Annotated in this window: 18 protein-coding genes; 9 read left to right on the top strand and 9 right to left on the bottom strand. The window is 70.1% G+C overall.

Annotation, left to right across the window (positions count from 1 at the left end; all coding sequences use genetic code 11):
- The first annotated feature begins 137 nt into the window (after positions 1 to 137).
- Positions 138 to 1,196, top strand: coding sequence for a DNA integrity scanning diadenylate cyclase DisA (disA, locus tag ACJX2R_RS29360; protein ID WP_044581604.1), 1,059 nt, complete (start codon positions 138 to 140; stop codon positions 1,194 to 1,196).
- Between the two features lie 118 nt (positions 1,197 to 1,314).
- Here the strand turns inward: disA and ACJX2R_RS29355 are convergent, their stop codons facing one another.
- The 4 genes from ACJX2R_RS29355 to ACJX2R_RS29340 all read right to left on the bottom strand — a co-directional run bounded on the left by ACJX2R_RS29355 (position 1,315) and on the right by ACJX2R_RS29340 (position 6,083).
- Positions 1,315 to 2,451, bottom strand: a complete 1,137-nt coding sequence (locus tag ACJX2R_RS29355) for a mandelate racemase/muconate lactonizing enzyme family protein (protein WP_413102604.1) — start codon at positions 2,449 to 2,451, stop codon at positions 1,315 to 1,317.
- Positions 2,448 to 3,425, bottom strand: a complete 978-nt coding sequence (locus tag ACJX2R_RS29350; protein ID WP_413102603.1) for a dihydrodipicolinate synthase family protein — start codon at positions 3,423 to 3,425, stop codon at positions 2,448 to 2,450. The genes ACJX2R_RS29355 and ACJX2R_RS29350 overlap by 4 nt, the downstream gene beginning before the upstream one ends.
- Complete coding sequence (locus tag ACJX2R_RS29345; RefSeq protein WP_413102602.1) at positions 3,422 to 4,726, bottom strand: MFS transporter; 1,305 nt, start codon at positions 4,724 to 4,726, stop codon at positions 3,422 to 3,424. Before ACJX2R_RS29345 ends, ACJX2R_RS29350 begins: the two co-directional genes overlap by 4 nt.
- A 493-nt stretch (positions 4,727 to 5,219) precedes the next feature.
- Complete coding sequence (locus tag ACJX2R_RS29340) at positions 5,220 to 6,083, bottom strand: hypothetical protein (protein WP_413102601.1); 864 nt, start codon at positions 6,081 to 6,083, stop codon at positions 5,220 to 5,222.
- A 291-nt stretch (positions 6,084 to 6,374) separates the two neighbouring features.
- Between ACJX2R_RS29340 and ACJX2R_RS29335 the strand changes: the two genes are divergently transcribed.
- The 5 genes from ACJX2R_RS29335 (at position 6,375) to cseC (ending at position 10,911) form a co-directional block, all read left to right on the top strand.
- Positions 6,375 to 7,301 carry an A/G-specific adenine glycosylase gene (locus tag ACJX2R_RS29335; protein WP_413102600.1) on the top strand — a complete coding sequence of 309 codons (927 nt, stop codon included), beginning with the start codon at positions 6,375 to 6,377 and terminating at the stop codon, positions 7,299 to 7,301.
- A 233-nt stretch (positions 7,302 to 7,534) separates the two neighbouring features.
- On the top strand, positions 7,535 to 8,146 hold the full coding sequence (locus ACJX2R_RS29330) for a SigE family RNA polymerase sigma factor (protein ID WP_413102599.1): 612 nt from the start codon (positions 7,535 to 7,537) through the stop codon (positions 8,144 to 8,146).
- 26 nt (positions 8,147 to 8,172) lie between these two features.
- Positions 8,173 to 8,868 (top strand): hypothetical protein, encoded by a 696-nt coding sequence (locus tag ACJX2R_RS29325; protein ID WP_413102598.1) that lies wholly within the window; start codon positions 8,173 to 8,175, stop codon positions 8,866 to 8,868.
- A gap of 9 nt (positions 8,869 to 8,877) precedes the next feature.
- Positions 8,878 to 9,585, top strand: a complete 708-nt coding sequence (cseB, locus tag ACJX2R_RS29320) for a two-component system response regulator CseB (RefSeq protein ID WP_413102597.1) — start codon at positions 8,878 to 8,880, stop codon at positions 9,583 to 9,585.
- A gap of 6 nt (positions 9,586 to 9,591) precedes the next feature.
- Positions 9,592 to 10,911 (top strand): two-component system sensor histidine kinase CseC, encoded by a 1,320-nt coding sequence (gene cseC, locus ACJX2R_RS29315; RefSeq protein ID WP_413102596.1) that lies wholly within the window; start codon positions 9,592 to 9,594, stop codon positions 10,909 to 10,911.
- 4 nt (positions 10,912 to 10,915) lie between these two features.
- Here cseC and ACJX2R_RS29310 read toward each other — a convergent pair whose 3' ends face one another.
- From ACJX2R_RS29310 to ACJX2R_RS29300, 3 genes are all read right to left on the bottom strand, one after another.
- A complete protein-coding gene (locus tag ACJX2R_RS29310; RefSeq protein WP_413102595.1) occupies positions 10,916 to 11,386 on the bottom strand; it encodes a VOC family protein in 471 nt (156 codons plus the stop codon).
- A 77-nt stretch (positions 11,387 to 11,463) separates the two neighbouring features.
- Complete coding sequence (locus ACJX2R_RS29305) at positions 11,464 to 11,958, bottom strand: helix-turn-helix transcriptional regulator (RefSeq protein ID WP_413102594.1); 495 nt, start codon at positions 11,956 to 11,958, stop codon at positions 11,464 to 11,466.
- A 68-nt stretch (positions 11,959 to 12,026) separates the two neighbouring features.
- Positions 12,027 to 13,664 carry an MDR family MFS transporter gene (locus ACJX2R_RS29300; protein ID WP_413102593.1) on the bottom strand — a complete coding sequence of 546 codons (1,638 nt, stop codon included), beginning with the start codon at positions 13,662 to 13,664 and terminating at the stop codon, positions 12,027 to 12,029.
- 159 nt (positions 13,665 to 13,823) lie between these two features.
- On the opposite strand from ACJX2R_RS29300, the gene ACJX2R_RS29295 reads away from it, so the two are divergent.
- Positions 13,824 to 14,402, top strand: coding sequence for a TetR/AcrR family transcriptional regulator (locus ACJX2R_RS29295; protein ID WP_413102592.1), 579 nt, complete (start codon positions 13,824 to 13,826; stop codon positions 14,400 to 14,402).
- Positions 14,403 to 14,427: 25 nt separating this feature from the next.
- Here ACJX2R_RS29295 and ACJX2R_RS29290 read toward each other — a convergent pair whose 3' ends face one another.
- Positions 14,428 to 15,039 carry a M23 family metallopeptidase gene (locus ACJX2R_RS29290; protein WP_413102591.1) on the bottom strand — a complete coding sequence of 204 codons (612 nt, stop codon included), beginning with the start codon at positions 15,037 to 15,039 and terminating at the stop codon, positions 14,428 to 14,430.
- A 322-nt stretch (positions 15,040 to 15,361) separates the two neighbouring features.
- Here ACJX2R_RS29290 and ACJX2R_RS29285 point away from each other — a divergent pair, with 322 nt between their 5' ends.
- Positions 15,362 to 18,460 carry an NACHT domain-containing protein gene (locus tag ACJX2R_RS29285; protein WP_413102590.1) on the top strand — a complete coding sequence of 1,033 codons (3,099 nt, stop codon included), beginning with the start codon at positions 15,362 to 15,364 and terminating at the stop codon, positions 18,458 to 18,460.
- Here the strand turns inward: ACJX2R_RS29285 and ACJX2R_RS29280 are convergent.
- Positions 18,376 to 19,752, bottom strand: a complete 1,377-nt coding sequence (locus ACJX2R_RS29280; protein ID WP_413102589.1) for a serine hydrolase domain-containing protein — start codon at positions 19,750 to 19,752, stop codon at positions 18,376 to 18,378. The genes ACJX2R_RS29285 and ACJX2R_RS29280 overlap by 85 nt on opposite strands.
- A 105-nt stretch (positions 19,753 to 19,857) precedes the next feature.
- Between ACJX2R_RS29280 and ACJX2R_RS29275 the strand changes: the two genes are divergently transcribed.
- Entirely contained in the window at positions 19,858 to 20,553 is a 696-nt protein-coding gene (locus tag ACJX2R_RS29275) for a TetR/AcrR family transcriptional regulator (RefSeq protein ID WP_413102588.1), read from the top strand.
- The last annotated feature ends 242 nt before the right edge of the window (positions 20,554 to 20,795 follow it).

Raw genomic sequence — 20,795 nt, 5'->3', positions numbered from 1 at the left:
TTTGCCCTGGTCTCGCCCATACGTGGCCTCGCGCACCCGCATGGCAGGGCGACTCGTGGCACCGACAGACCTTGCGACGGAGGAGTGCAGTGGCAGCAGGCGACCGGGCAACGGCACCCGGCAAGGCCGACGGTCTGATGCGTGCCTCCCTGAGCGCGGTCGCGCCCGGCACGGCGTTGCGCGACGGCCTCGAGCGCGTTCTCCGGGGAAACACCGGCGGGCTGATCGTGCTCGGCACCGACAAGACCGTCGAGTCGCTGTGCACCGGCGGCTTCGTCATCGACGTCGAGTTCACCGCGACCCGGCTGCGCGAGCTGTGCAAGCTGGACGGCGCGCTGGTGCTCGACAAGGACATCACCAAGATCGTGCGGGCCGGGGTGCAGCTGGTGCCGGACGCGGCGATCCCCACCGAGGAGACCGGCACCCGGCACCGGACCGCGCAGCGCGTCTCCATCCAGACCGGCTTCCCGGTGGTCTCGGTCAGCCAGTCGATGCGGCTGATCGCGCTGTATGTGGACGGCCAGCGGCGGGTCCTGGAGGACTCGGCGGCGATCCTCTCCCGCGCCAACCAGGCGCTGGCCACGCTTGAGCGGTACAAGCTCCGCCTCGACGAGGTGGCGGGCACGCTCTCGGCCCTGGAGATCGAGGATCTGGTCACGGTCCGGGATGTGAGCGCGGTCGCGCAGCGGCTGGAGATGGTCCGCCGCATCGCCACCGAGATCGCGGAGTACGTGGTCGAGCTGGGCACCGACGGCCGGCTGCTCTCCCTCCAGCTGGACGAGCTGATCGCGGGCGTGGAGCCCGAGCGCGAGCTGGTGGTGCGGGACTACGTGCCGGAGCCGACCGCCAAGCGCACCCGTACGGTGGCCGACGCGCTCGCCGAGCTGGACCGGCTGACCCACGCCGAGCTGCTCGAACTCCCCATCGTGGCCCGCGCGCTGGGGTACACCGGCTCGCCCGAGACCCTCGACTCCGCCGTCTCGCCACGCGGCTTCCGGCTGCTGGCCAAGGTGCCACGGCTGCCGGGCGCCATCATCGAGCGGCTGGTGGAGCACTTCGGGGGCCTGCAAAAGCTGTTGGCCGCGAGCGTGGACGATCTGCAAATGGTGGACGGCGTGGGCGAGGCCCGGGCGCGCTCGGTCCGCGAGGGGCTGTCGCGGCTGGCGGAGTCGTCCATCCTGGAGCGGTACGTATAGCTCCGCCTGGCCGCGGGTCGTGCGTGGGGGGCGGGGCACGGCGGCTCCCGCCCCCGCGAGTGGTGCCTGCGCCTTCCGGCCGGGGCCCTCCGTGCGGGTCCCGGCCGGGCTGCCTGCCTCACATCCAGGCGGTCGAGCCGTCGGAGCGTATGGGCACCTTCCGTTTCCATATGACCCAGTCGTCCGTCTTGAGCGCGGACTCGTCGATCTCGATGCCCCACCCCGGCCGGTCCGGACGCAGGTCGAGGTGTCCGTCGACGGGGAGATAGGGGTCGGGGCACCACGGCACGTCGTCCGGCTTGTACTCCAGGATGGAGAAGTTGGTCGTCGCGGCCGCGAAGTGCACGTTCGCCGCGGTGGCGAGCGGGCCGAGCGGGTTGTGCGGCGCGACCGGGACATAGTGCGCGTCGGCGATGGCGGCGATCTTCACCATCTGGGTGAGACCGCCGACGACGCAGATGTCCGGCTGCACGATGTCGGCTCCGCCGGCGCTCAGCAGCGCGAGGAACTCATGGGGGGAGTACAGGCACTCCCCCGTGGCCAGCGGCACCGCGATCTCGGAGCGGAGCCGGCCCCAGGCGGGGATGTGCTCGGGCCGTATCGGTTCTTCGAGGAAGAGCGGCTGGTTGGGGGCGAGCGCGGCGCCGAGGTCGACCGCCTGCCGGGGTTCCCACAGACAGGCGTGCGCGTCGAACGCGAACTCCCACTCCGCGGGGTGTCCGGCGCGGACCTCACCGAAGTAATCGCCCAGTTCACGGACCAGCAGCCCGAACCGGGTGCGGTGCGGTTCCATCCGGTAGGGGCTGAGCTTGAAGGCGGTGACACCGTACCGTTCGTGCAACGCCGCGGTGGTTCCGGACAGTTCGCCGATGTCCGGCGCGGAGTACAGACCGGCATAGACCCGCACCCGGTCGCGTACCGCGCCGCCGAGCAGCTGGTAGACCGGCACCCCCATGGCCTTGGCTGCGATGTCCCACAGCGCGTGGTCGATGGCGGCGATGGCGGCCAGGCCCAGCGCGCCCTGGGGGAAGCGGCCGGACTGGAGCAGAAACTGGTTGATCCGGGCGGGGGACCGGGCGTCCATGCCCTTGATCTGCTCGAACAGATAGTCCAGCAGAGGCGGATACGCCAGGTCGGGGCCGTGGTTGTAGACCTCCGACCACCCGTCGATCCCATCCTCGGTGGTGATCTTGACCAGTACCCGGGGCCGGTCCCCCACCCGCTGCCGGAAGGTCCGCAGGGAATCGATTCTCATGCCACCCGCTCCCCGGCCGTCTCGGGCACCAGGGAGTGCCACCGCGCCATGGACTCGGCGACCTCGCGGGCAAGGGCCGGGGACACCGGGTGGCTGGGGGGACGGACGTCCCGCCGGCACAGCCCCATCTGGTGCATGGCCTCCTTCACCACCGACACGTTGCCGGCCGAGTCATCGCGGGCCCGCAGCTCCTCGAAGTGGCGGATCCGCCGCCAGACCCGGGAGGCGGTGCCGTAGTCCTCGTCGCGGAGCGCGGTGAGCATGTGCAGGGACACCGCCGGGGCGATGTTGACCAGGCCGGAGGTGAAGGCCCGAGCCCCCGCCTGCCAGTAGGCCGGGGCGTAGGACTCGGCCAGGCCCGCGATCCACAGCAGTCCGTCGGCGGCCTCCGCCCGCGTGGTGGCGAACGCGACCGGGTCGGGGACGGAGTACTTCAGCCCGACGATGTTCGGCGCCCGTTCCACCAGGCGGGTGATGTGCGCTCCGGTGACCGCGCGCTTGGTGAGGTAGGGCAGCACTCCGATGTCGGGTACGGACCGGGCGATCCGCGCGTTGTACTCGACCCAGCCGTCCGCCGACAGATACGGCAGGACGGGCTGATGGATCATGATCGCGTCCGCGCCCGAGTCGCGGGCGAAGCGCGCGTCGGAGACGGCCGTTCCGATGTCGAGCCCCACCCCGGCGACGATCACCGTGGCCTCCGCCGGGGCGTCCGTCGTGGTGTCGGCGTGGGCCTCACGAGCGGTGAGGACGCACCTCAGCACCTGACGGCGCTCGTCCGGGGAGAGAGCGTAGAACTCGCCGGTGTTGCCGTTCGCCGTCAGCACGGTGACTCCGTTACGGATCAGTCGTGCCGCCAGCGAGACGGTCAGATCGTGGTCGACGGCGCCCTCCTCGTCGTACGGGACCACGGGGATCCCGATGACGGTGGCGAGCCGGTCGACCAGGCGGGCGGTGCTGGACGAGGCGTTCACGAGGTGGTCCCTTCCTGCTGTGCGACGGGGCCCGCGGGGTCGTCGTGGGGCTGGGTGACGGGCTTGACGCGCACCCAGAACAGATAGATCGCCGCACTGGCCAGACAGCTCACCGCCGCGCCGAGCAGCGGGCCCACATAGGAGCCGCCGCTGGACGCCAGGAACAGTCCGATGGCGATGGGGCTGAGGAGGTTGCCCACCTGGGAGCCGAAGTTCTGGAAGCCGGCCACCACGCCGACGCACTCCGAGGAGCGCGCCACTTCCGCCGGGAGGCTCAGGATCGCCGCGCCGGCGAAGGAGTGGGCGGCGCTGCTGACGGTCAGGATCACCATCAGCACCACATTGCTCCCGATGAACGGGGCGAAGCCGATGCAGGCGCTCAGGCCGAGCCCGGCGACGATGGGCACCTTCCGGGCCAGGTTCGGGGAAGCTCCTGAGGCCAGCATCCGGTCGGACACGATGCCGCCGAGCACGGTGGAGCCGATCGCGACGAGCGACGGGATCCACCCCACCATGCCGAAGTCCGCCTCGGAGAATCCGCGGTCGTCGAGCAGATAGCTGGGATACCAGGTGAGGAAGAACGCCCCGGCGAGCGAGCGGAAGACATAGCCGACCGTCAGCGCCCACACCTGGGAATCGCTCAGCAGGTCGCGCCACGGCACGGTGGCGCCGACCGCCGGTTCCACGGGCTCCTCCTCGCCCCGGTCGGACCGGATGTGGGCCAGTTCCGCCGCGGAGACGCGCGGATGGTCCCCGGGGTCGCGGTACACGACCGCCCACCCCACGAGCCAGAGGAGACCGACCGCGCCGATCACGACGAACGACAGTCGCCAGCCACCGAACACGGTCAGCGCCGTCACCACTGGAATCGACAGCGCCGTGCCGATCTGCTGGCCCATGTCGAAGAGGCTGGAGGCGAAGGCGCGTTCGCGGCGCGGGAACCACCGCGAGACGACCTTGACGTTCGCCGGCTGCACCGGCGCCTCGCCGATACCGAGGCCGAGGCGGAACACCACGACCGATCCGACGCCGCGCGCGAAGGCCATCAGGGCCGTCCAGATCGACCACCAGCCGACCGCGACGGGGTAGATGACCCTCGGGCCGAAGCGGTCCAGCAGCCAGCCGGAGGGAATCTGGAACAGGGCGTAGGTCCAGAAGAACGCCGAGAGCATCACCCCCTGCACGGCGGAGCTGATGTGGAACTCATCCGACATGTGGGGCATCGCCACACTCAGCGCGGCGCGGTCGAGATAGGCGATCGTGAGGCCGAGCGCCGAGAAACCGACGATCGTCCATCGCATGCGGCTGCGTTGCCGAGGCGGTGACGCCGGGGATCTCCCGGCCTTGGACAAGGGCACGCTGGACTGGGGCACCGTCGCTCCCGAAGTTGGATAGGCTCCCCCACAGAGGGAGCATGCTGACTCTCTGTCGCGGCCCGGGATCTTGGCGGTGAACGGGCCGCATCTCACATCGTCAGTGGATGAGCGGCTGCTGCCTGATCAGTTCAGTCAGCCCAACTGCCGGCCGGCACGGCCTGTGCGCCCGAGGCGACCCCGCAGCATGAATGGACATTGGGCCCCTAATCCGGGCATTGCGCCTCTCATATATGACGTATGATGCACGACGCGATGAAGGTAGGAGCGCCCAGGGCTATTCGTCAACGCTTTTGACAAACTCTGCGGCTGATGGCCCGTCACCGATTCGAGCAGCACACGGCGACACCAACGCCCCCCGGCAGAAGCAGCCGGGGGGCGGATTCGGTCCTTGGCGAAGGACCCGGTCCTTGGCTGGGGCCTAGTCCTTCTCTAGGACGAACGACACCTTGGCCGTCCCCAGCCCGTCCACCTTCACCTCGACCAGATACGTGCCCGGCTTGGCCGACGCGCTGCCCGACGGCGTGGCGCAGTGCTCGGCGCTGCGCTTGCGGTCCCATTCCACGGTGCGCTTGGTCTGGCCGGAGCCCGGCACCTCGACCAGCGCGGCGGCGCTGCCCTCGGGGCAGTCGTCGGAGGCCCAGACGTGGGCGTTGTGGGCGTCGGTGATGGTCAGCGAGGCCGCGGCGCGCCCGAAGTCGACCTTGCACGAGCTCGACTTGGTGTTCTTCACGACGATCTCGAAGTTGGGCTTCTCCCCCGGCGCCCAGGTGTTCTTGACCTTGGAGTCCTTGACGCTGCGCACCGTCAGCTCCGCGTCGCCGGGGCGGCAGTCCCGCAGGCTCGACCCGGCGGGCAGGCCCTGCCCGGTCCCGGTGCCGATGCCACCGCCCGCGCCACCGCCCGAGGAGCCGCCCGCGCCGCCGGAGCCGCTGCCGCCGCCCGCGCCACCGCCGCTCGCGTCCGCTCCGCCGTCGTCCGAGCCGCCGCCCCCGCTGCCGCCGGAGCCGCCGGAGCCCGAGCCGCCGCCGTCCGACTCATCGCGCCCGCCCGGCCGTTCGCTGTTGACCGGCCCGGAGGAGGAGGGGCCCGGGGTGATCGTGCTCGCGGGTCCCCCGCCGCCCGATCCCTTGCCCTCGTCACTTCCGCCGCCGCCCGAACCACCCCAGCCGAAGGCCCAGATGACCACGAGGATGATGGCGATGAGCAGGGCCAGCGCAACGGCCCTCCGCCGCCAGTAAATGGAGGAGGGAAGCGGCCCGATCGGATTGCGCAGAGATCCCACGCGGAAACTCTACGAGAGATCGGGAGCACTACCGGCCAATAACCCCCGCTCCAGGCCCTACTTTTCTCATGATCCGACCGGATCCGGCACATGAGGGGTCCCACAGACGTCCACAAGGCGCCCTGAGGTCACCCCAGGGGCACCGGAAGACCGCACCCGGGCGCGACAAGCGGCCATCCGTTCCCGTACGGGCGCCGTATCGCACGATTCGGCAACGACTGGCGCGACTGAAACCCGAACGCCCGCGCCCTGGGCCCCGCGGGCCGTCCCGCCATGTCAGGATCGGATGCGATGACTGCCATTTCCGCTTCCGCCGTCCCGGCCGCCGCATCCTCCAACCCCGATGGAGCCGTTCTGCACCGGCCCGTCATCGACTGGTTCGACGCGCATGCGCGCGACCTCCCCTGGCGCCGTCCCGAGGCGGGCGCCTGGGGTGTGATGGTGAGCGAGTTCATGCTCCAGCAGACCCCGGTGAACCGGGTGCTGCCGGTGTACGAGCAGTGGCTCGCCCGCTGGCCGCGCCCGGCCGACCTGGCCGCGGAACCGCCCGGTGAGGCGGTCCGCGCCTGGGGCCGGCTGGGCTATCCGCGCCGGGCGCTGCGGCTGCACGGCGCCGCGGCCGCCATAAGGGAGCGGCACGGCGGTGACGTACCCCGCGACCACGCCCAGTTGCTGGCGCTGCCGGGGGTGGGTGAGTACACGGCGGCGGCCGTGGCCTCGTTCGCGTACGGCCAGCGCCATCCGGTGCTGGACACCAATGTCCGCCGGGTGTTCGCGCGCGCGGTCAGCGGTGCGCAGTACCCGCCGAACGCCACCACCGCCGCCGAGCGCAAGCTGGCCCGCGCCCTGCTCCCCGAGGAGGAGCCGACCGCGGCGCGCTGGGCGGCGGCCACGATGGAGCTGGGCGCGCTGGTCTGCACGGCCCGCACGCCCGACTGCGCACGCTGCCCGATCGCCGCGCTGTGCGCCTGGCGGCAGGCCGGTTCGCCGGAGCACGAGGGACCGCCGCGGCGCGGCCAGACCTACGCCGGTACGGACCGCCAGGTGCGGGGCAAGCTGCTCGCGGTGTTGCGGGAGGCTGTGACACCGGTGCCGCAGACGACGCTGGACCAGGTGTGGGACGAGCCGGTGCAGCGCGCCCGCGCGCTCGACGGACTCGTCTCCGACGGACTGGTGGAGCCCCTCTCGGGCGGCCTCTACCGGCTGCCGCTGACCTGAGGACATCCCTCGTCACGGCCTGTCTGTGACAGACCTGTGACACGCCCAGGACCCGGTTCTGACACTCAGTCGGGCCGGGTTCCGTTGTTACACAACCTATGGGTAGCTGTGCGTTTGCCGAGGCGTAGTTGCGTATGGCGCCGCAACAGCGCCTCCGTAGCGTCCTTCCCGTGCCGAGCGAGAAGCCGGACACGTCAACGGCGGGGAAGACAGCGGGATGGAGGCTGCACATCATGAGCAGCAGCAATGTTCTGGACTTTGAGGAGTACGTGCGGAATCGGCAGGACGCGCTGCTGCGCAGCGCCCGTCGGCTGATCCCCGACCCGATCGAGGCACAGGATCTGCTCCAGACCGCCTTGGTGCGCACCTACGGCCGCTGGGACGGCATAGCCGACAAATCGCTCGCGGACGCCTATCTCCGACGCGTGATGATCAACACCCGTACCGAGTGGTGGCGCGCCCGGAAGCTGGACGAGGTGCCCACCGAGCAGCTTCCGGAGGCGAGCGTCGACGACGGCACCGAGCAGCACGCCGACCGCGCCCTGCTGATGGACATCCTTTCGGTGCTCGCTCCCAAGCAGCGCAGTGTCGTGGTGCTGCGACACTGGGAGCAGATGACGACCGAAGAGACCGCGGAGGCGCTCGGAATGTCGACCGGAACGGTCAAGAGCACGCTGCACCGGGCGCTGGCCCGGCTGCGGCAGGAGCTGGAGAGCCGCGATGTGGACGCCCGCGCGCTCGGCCGTCGGGACGGGGACACCAAGCCGGCCACCAACGTCCGGCAGCACACGGGTCGGGTCCGGCGCGCCCGCCAGGAGCGGGGGCAGGAACGGTGCGCGGCCTGACCAGGGCCTCTCCCAGCAGGACAGTCATGCTCACCGGCGGTGCGGTCGTGGGCCTCGCGGCCGCCGGCGGCTGGATGCTGGCCGGATGCGGTAACGCGAGCCAGGGGGTGCGCAAGGAGGGACCGGCGAGCACCGAGTGGGCCTCGGCCGCCGCGGACTCCGGCGCGTACGCGGGTGGCCGTGCCTCCGACCGGCCGTCACCGGCTGCCGGGAAGAAGGTCGACGTGATCAGGCTGGTCAAGGCGGATCCGCGGGTCAGCGACGATCTGAAGACTAGCCTCAAGCCCTGCCCCACGGCCAAGGAGCGCGAGTCCAAGCAGGAGATCAAGGGCTATCCGGTGGACGTGACGTCCGGCCGGCTGACCGGCTCCGCCGATTCCGACCTGGTCATCAACGTCATGAGCTGCACCGATGGCTTCGGCATCGGCTCGTATGTGTACCGCAAGGTGGGCGGCCGGTACGAGAACGTCTTCAGCGACGAGCAGCCGCCCGTCTACGCCGACGTCGCCAAGGACGAACTGCGGGTGACGAAGCTCTCCTACACCTCCGGGGACTCGGTCTGTTGCCCTTCGAGCGAGACCGTGATCACCTACGGCTGGTCCGGGGCGGACCGCTCGTTCACGGTGCGGTCCCGCGAACGCACCGACTACAGCAAGAATGTGCCCAAGGAAGAGGCGACCCCGGTGCCCACCGCGCGCGCCGGCGACGGAACGGAAGGCTGAAGCGAGGCTGTGGCCGAGACCCATGTGCTCTTCGTCGAGGACGACGATGTCATCCGTGAAGCCACGCAGCTCGCCCTGGAGCGCGATGGCTTTCTCGTGACGGCCGCGCCCGACGGGCTGACCGGCCTCGAGCGCTTCCGGGCCGACCGCCCCGATATCGCGCTGCTCGATGTGATGGTTCCGGGCCTGGACGGGGTCAGCCTGTGCCGCCGGATCCGCGACGAGTCCACCGTTCCCGTGATCATGCTTTCCGCGCGCGCCGACTCCATCGATGTGGTGCTCGGCCTCGAAGCCGGCGCCGACGACTATGTGACCAAGCCCTTCGACGGCGCGGTGCTGGTGGCCCGCATCCGGGCCGTACTGCGCCGCTTCGGCCATGCCAGCGGCCCCGGCGGGCGGGGCGCGGAGCCCGTCCCCGAGGAGCCCGACGGCGGGGTGCTGCGCTTCGGCGATCTGGAGGTCGACCCCGAGGGCATGGAGGTCCGCAAGGGCGGCCATCAGGTGGCGCTCACCCCGACCGAGATGCGGCTGCTGCTGGAGTTCTCGGCCGTGCCCGGCACCGTGCTCTCCCGCGACCGGCTGCTGGAGCGGGTCTGGGAGTACGGCTGGGGCGGGGACACCCGGGTCGTGGACGTCCATGTGCAGCGGCTGCGCGGCAAGATAGGCCAGGACCGCATCGAGACGGTCCGCGGCTTCGGCTACAAGCTCAAGGGCTGAGCGGCGTTGCGGCGGTTGGCACTGCGCACCGGCCTGCGGTGGAAGGTCAGCCTCGCCATCGCGGCCGTGAGCACGCTGGTGGCGGTGGTGCTGAGCCTCGTCGTCCACAACGCGGCCCGCGTCTCGATGCTCGACAACAGCCGCACGGTGATGGACGAGCGGGTGAAGGTCGCCCAGCGGTGGTACGAGCAGTCCCGGGTGCTGGGGTTCGGCGCCAAGCTGGACGATCCCCGTCTGCCCGAGCAGCTGAAGAAGGAGGCGTGGCGCGGCCAGCGCGCCACCTATCTGGAGGACTCCGGCACCGGCACCCCCGAGGTGTGGGCTTCGGTACCGCTGCGGAACGGCAAGGTGCTGTCCGTCCACACCAAGTTCCAGGACCGGTTCGCCGTCCTCAACGACCTGGACCGGGTGCTGATCATCGGCTCGCTGGCGGTGGTGCTGGGCGGTATCGCGCTCGGTGTGCTCATCGGCGATCAGCTCTCCCGGCGGCTGCGCAAGGCGGCCACCGCCGCCCGCAAGCTGGCCGAGGGCGACTCCGAGGTGCGGGTGCGCGAGTCGATCGGCGGCCGGGTACGCGACGAGACCGACGATCTGGCGCGTGCGGTCGACGGCATGGCCGAGGCGCTTCAGCAGCGGCTGGAGGCGGAGCGCCGGGTCACCGCCGATATCGCCCACGAGCTGCGCACCCCGGTCACCGGGCTGCTCACGGCCGCCGAACTGCTGCCGCCGGGCCGCCCCACCGAGCTGGTACGGGACCGGGCGCAGGCGATGCGCACCCTGGTCGAGGACGTCCTGGAGGTGGCACGGCTGGACGGCTTCGCGGAGCGCGCTGAGCTCCAGGAGATAGCCGTGGCCGAGTTCATCACCCGCCGGGTCCGGGCGGTGGACCCCGACGCGACGGTCAACGTGGTGCGCGACGCCCATGTCTCCACCGATCCCCGGCGGCTGGAGCGGATCTTGGGCAATCTGCTGGCCAACGCCGCCCGGCACGGCAAACCGCCCTTCGAGGTCACCGTCGAAGGGCGGATACTGCGCGTACGCGACCACGGCCCCGGCTTTCCGGAGGAGCTGCTGAAGGACGGGCCGAGCCGGTTCCGCACCGGCAGCAAGGACCGCGCGGGGACCGGGCACGGCCTGGGGCTGACCATAGCCGCGGGCCAGGCGCGGGTGCTGGGCGCCCGGCTGACGTTCCGCAACGCCGATCCGCTGCTGGACAGCGGCGACGAGGCGGACGGGGAGTGCCGGGGCGCGGTCGCGGTGCTCTGGCTGCCGGAGTCCGCGCCCACCAACACCGGCAGCTTCCCGATCATCGAGGTGCCGGACTGAGCGCTCAGTCCGAGGCGCAGCCGTCCCAGGGCTTGCTGAAGTCCATCTCCGCGCGGGGCTGGGTGAACGAGAACCAGTTGCCGGAGTCGTCACGGAAGAGCGCCTCGGTGCCGTACGGACGCTCCTGGGGCTCCTGGACGAACTCCACGCCCCTCGCCTTGAGCGCCTCGTAGTCCCCGTGGATGTCATCCGTGGTGAACACCCCGGCGCCGAGCACCCCCTTGGCGACCAGCGTCCGAAGGGCCTCGGCTGACTCCGGGTCGAGCCCCGGCGAGCTGGGCACCATCAGGGTCAGCTGCACATCCGGCTGGTCCTTGGCGCCGACCGTCAGCCAGCGCATACCGCCGCCGCCCTCGCCATCCCCGCCGATGGTCATGTCGGTGCGGACCTCGAAGCCCAGCTTCTCGGTGTAGAACTCCTTGGCCCGGTCCTGGTCGAGGACCCAGACGGTGACGATGGACATCCCCTTGATCATTGCTGCCTCCGGAGCTATCGGGGTGGGTGTGGGCCGCGCGCGTCGTCGCGACGTGGCCACGGTAGGCAGCGGCGGATTCATTCCGCTTCTTGAGAATTGCGGTCCTTGGAGCCGGGGGCGCGGGCGTCGGGGGCGCGGGCGTCGGGGCCGGGGGCGCGGGCGTCGCGCCCGCCGTACCACAGCATCGCGTAACACCCCGGGATGACCGCCGCGGCCCGGCCGACGTACAGATCCCGGTAGCCGCTGGGGGTGAGCCCGGTCTGCTTCTTGAAGCTCGTGGAGAAGGTGCCGAGGCTGCTGAAGCCGACGAGCGAGCAGATCTCGGTGACCGAGAGATTGGCCGAGCGCAGCAGCTCCTCGGCCCGCTCGATGCGGCGCCGGGTCAGATACTGCCCGGGGGTGGATCCGTAGGCGCCCTTGAAGGCGCGGATGAAGTGGTAGCGCGAATAGCCGGCGTGCGCGGCGACCGCGTCCAGGTCGAGCGGCTCGGCCCAGTCGCGGTCCATCACGTCCTTCGCGAGGCGCAGCCGGCGCAAGTGCGCCAGCCGCGCCTCGTCCGGCGAGGTCACCATGGGCCCGATGCTGCCATGCCCCACTGACAGCGGCCCCTGATGGCGACCCCGCTCATCCGGACCGTTGGTCAGACGGTCTCGGCGATCGGTGCCGTCTCGGCCGCGGCCGCGTCGTCGCCGTCGGCCGACTTGGCGGCGGCCCCGCGCAGCGGGACCTCCTTGACGAACCAGGCGGCGATGGCGCCGACGATGCTGATCAGCGCGCCCCACAGGAACACCTGGTGGGCACCGCTGGCCACCGCGTGGGTGTACGCGTCCCGGATGGGCGGCGGCAGCAGCTTGAGGCTGGCCGGGTCGAGCTGGGCGCTCCCGGAGGTGATGGCCGCGGCCTTGCCCCCGCCCCGCTCGGTCATGGTGTCCCGCACCTGGTTGGTGAACAGGGCGCCGAGGATGGCGACGCCGAAGGAGCCGCCCAGGGTGCGGAAGAGGGTGGCGGAGGAGCTGCCGACGCCCATGTCCTTCATCTCGACGCTGTTCTGCGCCACGAGCATGGTCGTCTGCATCAGGCAGCCCATGCCCATGCCGAGCACCGCCATGAAGAGACCGGAGGTGAAGCGGGTGGTCTCGGTGTCCATCGTGGACAGCAGGAACATCCCGACGGTGATCAGAAGACCGCCGACTACGGGGAAGATCTTGTACTTGCCGGTCGAGGTGGTGACCCGGCCCGCGACCAGCGAGACCACCAGCATGCCCAGCAGCATCGGGAGCAGCAGCAGCCCGGAGTTGGTGGCGGTGGCGCCCTGGACGGTCTGCTGGTAGAGCGGCAGGAAGGTGGTCGAGCCGAACATCACGAAACCGGTGAGGAAGCCGATCGCGGTGACCAGCGAGAAGTTGGCGTTCCGGAAGATGTGCAGCGGCAGTACGGGCTCGGCGACCCGCGTCTCGACGTACAGGAACGCGACGAGCGAGAGGACACCGACCGCCCCGAGCCCGATGATCTGGCCCGACCCCCAGGCGTACTCGTTGCCACCCCAGGTGGTGATCAGCACGAGCGCGGTGATGCCCACGGTCAGCAGGACCGCGCCGGTGTAGTCGATCCGTCCCTCGGACCGCTTCTTCGGCAGGTGCAGCACCGCCGTGATCGCCGCGAGGGCGATGGCACCGAGCGGGAGGTTGATGTAGAAGATCCAGCGCCAGCCGAGGTGGTCGGTCAGGGTGCCGCCGACCAGCGGGCCACCGATCATGGCCACGGCCATCACACCGGCCATGATGCCCTGGTAGCGGCCGCGCTCCCGGGGCGGCACCAGGTCACCGATGATCGCCATCACGCCGACCATCAGACCGCCCGCGCCCAGGCCCTGGATGGCCCGGAAGCCGATCAGCTCACCCATGCTCTGCGCCATACCGGACAGCGCCGAGCCGGCGAGGAAGATCACGATGGAGGTGAGGAAGACGCCCTTACGGCCGTACATGTCGCCGAGCTTGCCCCAGATGGGGGTCGAGGCGGCGGTGGCCAGGGTGTACGCGGTCACTACCCAGGAGAGGTGGTCGAGGCCACCGAGCTCGCCGACGATGGTCGGCATCGCGGTGCCCACGATCATGTTGTCGAGCATCGCGAGCAGCATCGCGATCATCAGCGCGAATATCACCACACTGGTGCTGCGCTGCTTGGGCTCGGCCTTGGCCGGGGGCTGCTGGGCCTCCCGGGCGGCCTGAGCCGGTGCCGAAGCGGATGACGCTTCGTCGTCTGATTGTTTACGGACCATGTTCTCCGTCTCCCCCTGGATGATGAGAGCCCTGACGCACACTTACTTGCCGCCCGGCTAGTTCAGTACAGTAGAGAAGGTAAGGCGCCAACTAGCCGGGCGTCAAGTAAGTTACGTTCGGCCTGCCGACGGCAGCCACACCAGCATCAGGAGAGCACCATGGGCAGCACACCGCGGCGGGGCGACACCCGTCAGCGCATCCAGGACGTCGCCCTGGAACTCTTCGCCGAGCACGGCTACGAGAAGACGTCACTGCGCGAGATCGCCGAGCGGCTCGAGGTCACCAAGGCGGCCCTGTACTACCACTTCAAGACCAAGGAGGACATCGTCCACAGCCTGTTCCAGGACCTGGGACGGCCGATGGACGAGCTGATCGCCTGGGGCGAGCAGCAGCCGCGCACCCTGGAGACCAAGCAGGAGCTGCTGCGCCGCTACAGCGCGGCCATGGACATCGGCGAGCCGTTGATGCGCTTCATGCAGGAGAACCAGGCGACGGTGCGCGAGCTGAGCATCGGCCAGATCTTCAAGAGCCGGATGCTCGCGATGTCCGCCCTGGTCCGGGACCCCGAGGCGCCCCTGGTCGACCAGGTGCGGAGCATCACCGCGCTGTTCAGCATGCATGCGCGGATGTTCGCGCTACAGACGGTCGAGGGCGACCCCGAGGACAAGCGGAAGGCTGTCCTGGAAGTCGCCCTCGATCTGATGAAGCAGGCGCATACGCCATCGACCCACGGATGACGCATGACGCGTCAAGGTCTGAGCGTCAGACCTTGACGCCGTGGTCGCGGAGGAACTTGAGCGGCTCGACGGCGGAGCCGTAGTTCGGCGTCGTACGGATCTCGAAGTGCAGGTGGGGACCGGTCGAGTTGCCGGTGCTGCCGGACAGGCCGATCTGCTGGCCGGTGCTCACGGACTGCCCGATCCGGACGTCGATCCGGGACAGGTGGGCGTACTGCGAGTACGTCGCGTTGTCGTGCTTGATCACGATCGCGTTGCCGTACGCGGGACCGTCACCGGCGCCGTTCGGGCCCGCCTTGACGACCACACCGCCGTGCGTCGCGTGCACCGGCGTGCCGGTCGGCACCACGAAGTCCTGACCGCTGTGGTTGTGCGCCCAGAGGTTGCCCGCGAGGCCGAAGGCGGCGCCTATCGAGTACTTGTCGACCGGGGTCTCCCAGGCGTTCGCCGCCTTCGCGGGCGCCTTCGCGGCGGCCTGGCTGACGGACGGGGCGGAGGCGGCCGTACCCGCCCCCACGGCGAACGCCGTGCCGGCGCCGAGCGCCAGCGAGGCCCCCAGACCCACGGCGACCACGGCGGCGCGCCCCCTGGACACGGACGTAAGCGAGAATCGGCGGTTTGTGGCGCGCGGGGCCATGGGAAGTACCTCCAGAAGCGTCTTCGGAACGCCCCTTGTTATCCCGTTCTGGTTAATAGGCCAAGGTGTTCTTCTACTAAGTGGGTACGTAGCGAATTGCTTATGGGGAGCCGTATCTCATGCGGAATTCCCAGAAACTCCCATCACACCTCTGACCTGCGAGATCCCCTATTTTCCGTAGTAGACCCGGGGCCGCCTGTGTGGGATGTCACCTTCGCAGGGACTTTCGGATGTCCGGTTCGGGACCAAGGGCCTTACCCCGCTGTACTCTGTCGACGGCCCTCCGCGGCCGGGGGGACACAACTACCGGGGGGAATGGGACGTGGATCCCGCGACCATCGGCGCTCGCCTCGCCTCGAGCGTCGTCACACCGCTCATCAAGAAGCTGTTCGTCAGGGAGGGGCCGGGCGCCGGGCTGGTGAACCAGCCGGTCCGCGTTTCCTCCCTCATCTCGTTCCGGGGCGAGAAGCGCACCCTGACCGAGAAGGACCTCACCAAGCTGGCCGCCGAACTGGTCGCGCAGGCCACCCGGCACGCCGGACCCGGCGAGCGGCCCTGCCCCGCCGACGAGGACGAACTCGTCGCCGAGAAGCTGGCCACCACGCTGTACGCGCTCGGCGACCTCGATATGAACGACGTCCAGGCGGTCCAGCTCGGCCACCGCGGACTGGCCCGTGCGCTGATCGACGCCACCCTCGCCAAGGGCGACAAGCTGTTCCTCAGCCAGGGCGGCACACTGCTCCACCAGCGTCTGCTGGACACCGCCTGCCTGCACATCCTGCACTTCTTCACCCAGCGCTCGACCTTCGTCGCCCGCTCCCTCGTCGAGCAGAGCGACCAGCTCAGCGACCTCATCACCAAGATCGACCTCCTGATCGAGCGCATCCCGTCGCAATCCGCGCAGGACGCGGCGTTCGAGGGGCGGTACGCGGAGTACATGATCCGCAAGCACTCCACGCTGACGATCGTCGGGATCGACCTCAGCCACGCGGAGGCCACGTGGCCGCTGGACGCGGCGTACCTCAGCCTGGAGGCCGTGTCCTCCGGCGAGGAGCGCCCGCTGGACGACGCGTTCGCCGGTGGGCCCCCCACCGCCCCGCAGCACACCGCACTCCCCGCCGCACTCCCCGCCGACCGGGCGCTCTCCGGCCTTCGGCGGGTGCTGCTGCGTGGGGTCGCGGGCTCCGGCAAGACCACGCTCGTCCAGTGGCTCGCCGTCCGCACCGCGCGGCAGGACTCGCTGCGTGGCCTGGAGCAGCTCATCGGCCGCGTCCCCTTCGTCCTCCCCCTGCGCACGATCGCCCGCCAGGCGTCCCTGCCCTCCCCGGCCTCGTTCCTGGCCTCCGTCCACAACCCCCTGGACGGCGCCCAGCCGCCCGGCTGGGCCGACCGCGTCCTGACCGCCGGGCGCGGGCTGCTGCTGATCGACGGCATCGACGAGATCCCCGAGCGCGACCGCGAGCGCACCCGCGCCTGGCTGGCCGACCTCCTCATCGCCTACCCGGACAATCTGTGGCTGGTCACCTCCCGCCCCTCGGCCGTGGCCGAGGACTGGCTGGGGGCGCAGGACTTCGCCGAGTTCACGCTCTCCCCGATGAGCCGCGAGGACATGGCGGCGTTCATCGACCGCTGGCACGAGGCGGCGCGCCAGACCTGCCGTACGGAGGAGGAACGGGCGGAGCTGAACGCGTACCAGTCGGCCCTGCACACCGCCGTCCGCACCAAGCAGGACCTGAGCCGACTCGCCACCAACCCCCTGATGTGCGGTTTGATCTGCGCCCTGCACCGCGCCCGGCGCGGCTATCTGCCACCGGGCCGCAAGGCGCTGTACGACGCGGCGCTGTCGATGCTGCTGACGCGGCGCGACACCGAGCGCCACATCTACGCGCCGGGCGACGTCCAGCTGGACGAGGAGCCCCAGATCCAGCTCCTCCAGCGGCTCGCCTACTACCTGATCCGCAACGGCGAGGCCGAGCTGGACCGCGACCGCGCGGAACACCTCATCGAGGAGGCCCTACCCTCGGTCCCCGCCGCCCGCGCCCTGGGCGACGCCTCCGCCATCCTGCGCCATCTGCTGCTGCGCAGCGGGCTGTTGCGCGAGCCGTCCATGAGCACGGTGGACTTCGTCCACCGCACCTTCCAGGACTACCTGGGAGCGAAGGCCGCGGTGGAGGCGTGGGACGTCGGCCTGCTGATCCGCAACGCGCATGACGCGCAGTGGGAGGACGTCATCCGTATGGCCGTCGCGCATGGGCGGCCGCGCGAACGGGCGGAGCTGCTGGGCAAGTTGCTGCATGAGGCGGAGCGATGGGACCCGCGGGCATCACTCCGTCAGAACCTGCTGGCGATGGCCTGTCTCGAGCACGCGCCCGATCTGGATCCGGCGGTACGGGAAGAGGTCACGCGGCGTGCGATGGAGTTCATCCCGCCCTTGGACATCGCACAGGCGCGGGAGCTGGCCAGGGTGGGCCCGCTGGTACTGGAGCTCCTTCCGGGGCCGGAGGGGCTGACGGACGAGGTGGCGGAGTGCTGCGTGGTGACGGCCTCACGCATACCGGTGGACGCGGCGATCCCGTATCTGGCGAAGTTCGCCGACCACCCGGCGGTCGGGGTGCGCGCGCAACTGGCGTCGAGCTGGGGGCGGTACGACACCGAGCGGTACTTCCATGAGGTGATCCTCCGCCTGGACCGGGACGACCTGTACTTCGTGGCCGAGACCATGGAGCATCTGCGGCTGCTCCTGGACACGGGTCCGCGTCCATGGCTGATCCTGCGCGGGGATTTCACGGAGACCGAGATCAGGGACAACTTGAACGGGGAGGAGGTGACCCGGCTGCGGCTGAACCGTAACCACGTGATCGAAGACCTCGGCGCCGCGATCGGCCACCTGACGAACCTCGAAACGCTCTATCTGACCGACTGTCTCAGGGCCGTCTTCCTCACCGGCCTGTCCGACCTTCCCCTGCGCACCCTGGTCTTCGAAACGCCGGGCCTGTCAGGCGTGGGCGTCGTGCCCTGGCGCCTGGAGGTGCTCACGGCGCTGGAGCGGCTGAAGGTCACGATCGGACACGCACGTATGGAGCGCGATTTCCCACCCAACATCACCTGGTTGGATCTGCATGTTGTGCACGAGTTCCTGGACACCGCCTGGTTGTCCTCGACATTCCCCCGCCTCCGTCACCTGAACATCCTCTTCCCCAGCGGTGCCGACCGCCCCATCGACCTGTCCCCGCTCGCCGCTCTCCGCGACCTGGAGACGGTCACGATCAACGCGGAGATCAGCGGTGCCGCAGCACTGCCCGGCGTCACGGTGACAACATCGGGCAACGCGTTGGATCAGGATGCCTCCGAGACTCGGCTGAAGAGCCGACCCGCGAGGTCGACGCCGGTGACCACGCCGTTGACGTCACGGGAGAAGTAGCCGCGCTGCCCCCTGAGGCCGCCTTCGGTGACGATGTACTCATCGCCGTCGCCGGGAAGGAAGCCGATGGCCGCGGCCGGGTAGTCCGGGGGCATCTCCTCGTCCGAGGCCTCGCGGATCTCCGGCTTGATCCCGACCGCCAGGGTGAGACGGGTGCCCTCGGTGACGAGGTCGAGGTTCATGGCGTCGATCTCGTAACGGCCGACGACCTGTTGGGCCTGTCTCCGGTCGTACGGGACGGGCTCCACCGGCTTCTCGACGATGCCGAGGCAGTGTTCGAGCGCCCACCGTACGACGGACTGGTTGAAGGGGTAGCCGTCCGGGCCGGCGTTGGCCAGGGAGACCACCGCGAAGTCGCGCTCGGGCACGATGAGCAGTTCGGCGAACTGGCCGTTTCCCGAGCCGCCGTGGCCGATCCCGTGGATGCCGTCCAGGTCGTGCAGGAACCAGCAGATGCCGAAGCCGTCGCCGAGCGTGCTGGCGCGCAGCTCGATCGTCCGCTCCCGCATCCGGTGCAGCGCCGATGCGGGCAACACGCCCTCGCCGTCCCCGAGTTGGAACCGTGCCCAGCGCAGTAGGTCGCTCACCGAGGAGGCGAGGCCGCCGCCGGGATTGTCGCCGCGCGCGCCCTCCTTGAACGCTCCCCAGGGCCGGGCGGCTCGCAGTTCGCCGTCGTCGCCACGGTTGTAGCCCACGGCGAACTTGCGGACCATCACCTCGGACAGGCCGTACACGGTGTCGGCCAGGCCCACCGGCTCCAGGACGAGCGCGGCCATGGCCTGCTCGAAGGGCAGGCCCGTGATCTTCTCGATGATCCGCCCGGCCAGGTTGTACCCGGCCTGGCTGTACGAGGCGCGGGCCCCCGGCGATGCGATCAGCGGCAGCTGGGGCAGCTTCGCCACGAGGCCGGCCAGGGAGCGGTCGCCCTCACCGTCGTCGATCAGGTTCCAGTCCAGGCCCGCGGTGTGGTTGAGCAGGTTCAGGACGGTGATCCGCGCCGCGGCCTCCTCGTCGGCGAGCTTCAGCTCGGGGACGTAAGCCCGCACCGGCGCGTCCAGGTCCACCTTCCCCTCGGCCACCAGGCGCATCAGCGCGGTCGCCGTGAAGGTCTTGGACACCGACGCCAGAGGGAACAGCGTCTTCTCGTCGACCGGCAGCGGGTTGCCGAGGCTCGTCACACCGTGCGAGGCGTAGAACTCCTGGCCGTCCAGGAGCACCCCGACGGCGACACCGGGAACTCCGAGCTCCGTGGCCTGCGCCCTGACGAACTCCGACAGCTTCTCCTGCGGCATGGCTCCCCTTCCAGGCACTTGAACTAAGTACAAGAGCGAGCGTAGGCGACCTCCTGAACAAAGTGCAAGAGCTGACATGAACTAAGTACAAGTATGGTGGTGGCCATGGCGCGAGACACACTGACCGCAGACCGGATCATCCGTACGGCCGTCGAACTGCTCGATGACGAAGGACTGGACGGCCTCAACATGCGGAGCCTGGCGAAGCGGCTCGACTCGGCCGCCACGGCCGTCTACTGGCACATCAAGACCAAGGACGACCTCGTCCGGCTCGCCAGCGACGCGATCTGGCACGAGGTCGAGCTGCCCGATCTCGACGCCACCGACTGGCGCACGGCCGCCACCGCCCATGCGTCCGGCATGCACGCGATGCTCCTCCGGCACCCCTGGCTCGTCCAGGCATTCGGCAGCCACTTCCTGTACGGACCCGGCCAGGCCCGACACAACGACCTCAGCCTCTCCCTCTACGAAAAGGCGGGCTTCGCCGCCGACGACGCGGACCGGGCGGCCGCCACCGTGCTCACCTTCGTGCTCGGCAGCGCGCTCGGCCCTGCCGCACAGGTCTCGCTGAACCGCCGGCTGGACAAGAAGGGCGTGGACGCCGAGCAACTGATGGCCGACGCCCTGACGCAGGCCCAGGAGACCGCCATGCGGTTCCCGCGCCTGCGCGAGCGCCTCGGCACCACGGCCGCCACGGAGTACGCCGCGGCGCCCGACGACACCTTTGCGTTCGGCCTTCAGTCCATCCTGGACGGCTTCGAGGCCCGCCTCACCGCCGACCGCGTCAATCGTCGCGAGTGACCATGAGATGACACACAAGGCCCCGAAGCTCGGCGAGCCCATCCCGCATACGGGATGGGCTCGCCTCTTGAGCGCTGGGCAGGCCTTGCACCTGCATCTCCCCGCAGGAAGCGGGGCGTCTTTCCTTGGACCACCAACGCGTAACCGTCTGCCCGGAGTTCGGGCGGCTACGGCAAGATCAACTGTAGCGCATCCCTCCCGGGACGTCGAGGCTCGCCCGCACGTATTGAAACGACCCATCC

Origin of the sequence: Streptomyces sp. Inha503 (genome assembly GCF_047215865.1) — a bacterium.
Taxonomy (GTDB): Bacteria; Actinomycetota; Actinomycetes; order Streptomycetales; family Streptomycetaceae; genus Streptomyces; species Streptomyces lycopersici.
Note: the sequence above shows the minus strand (reverse complement) of the source record. Positions and strands in the feature narration are given on the sequence as shown.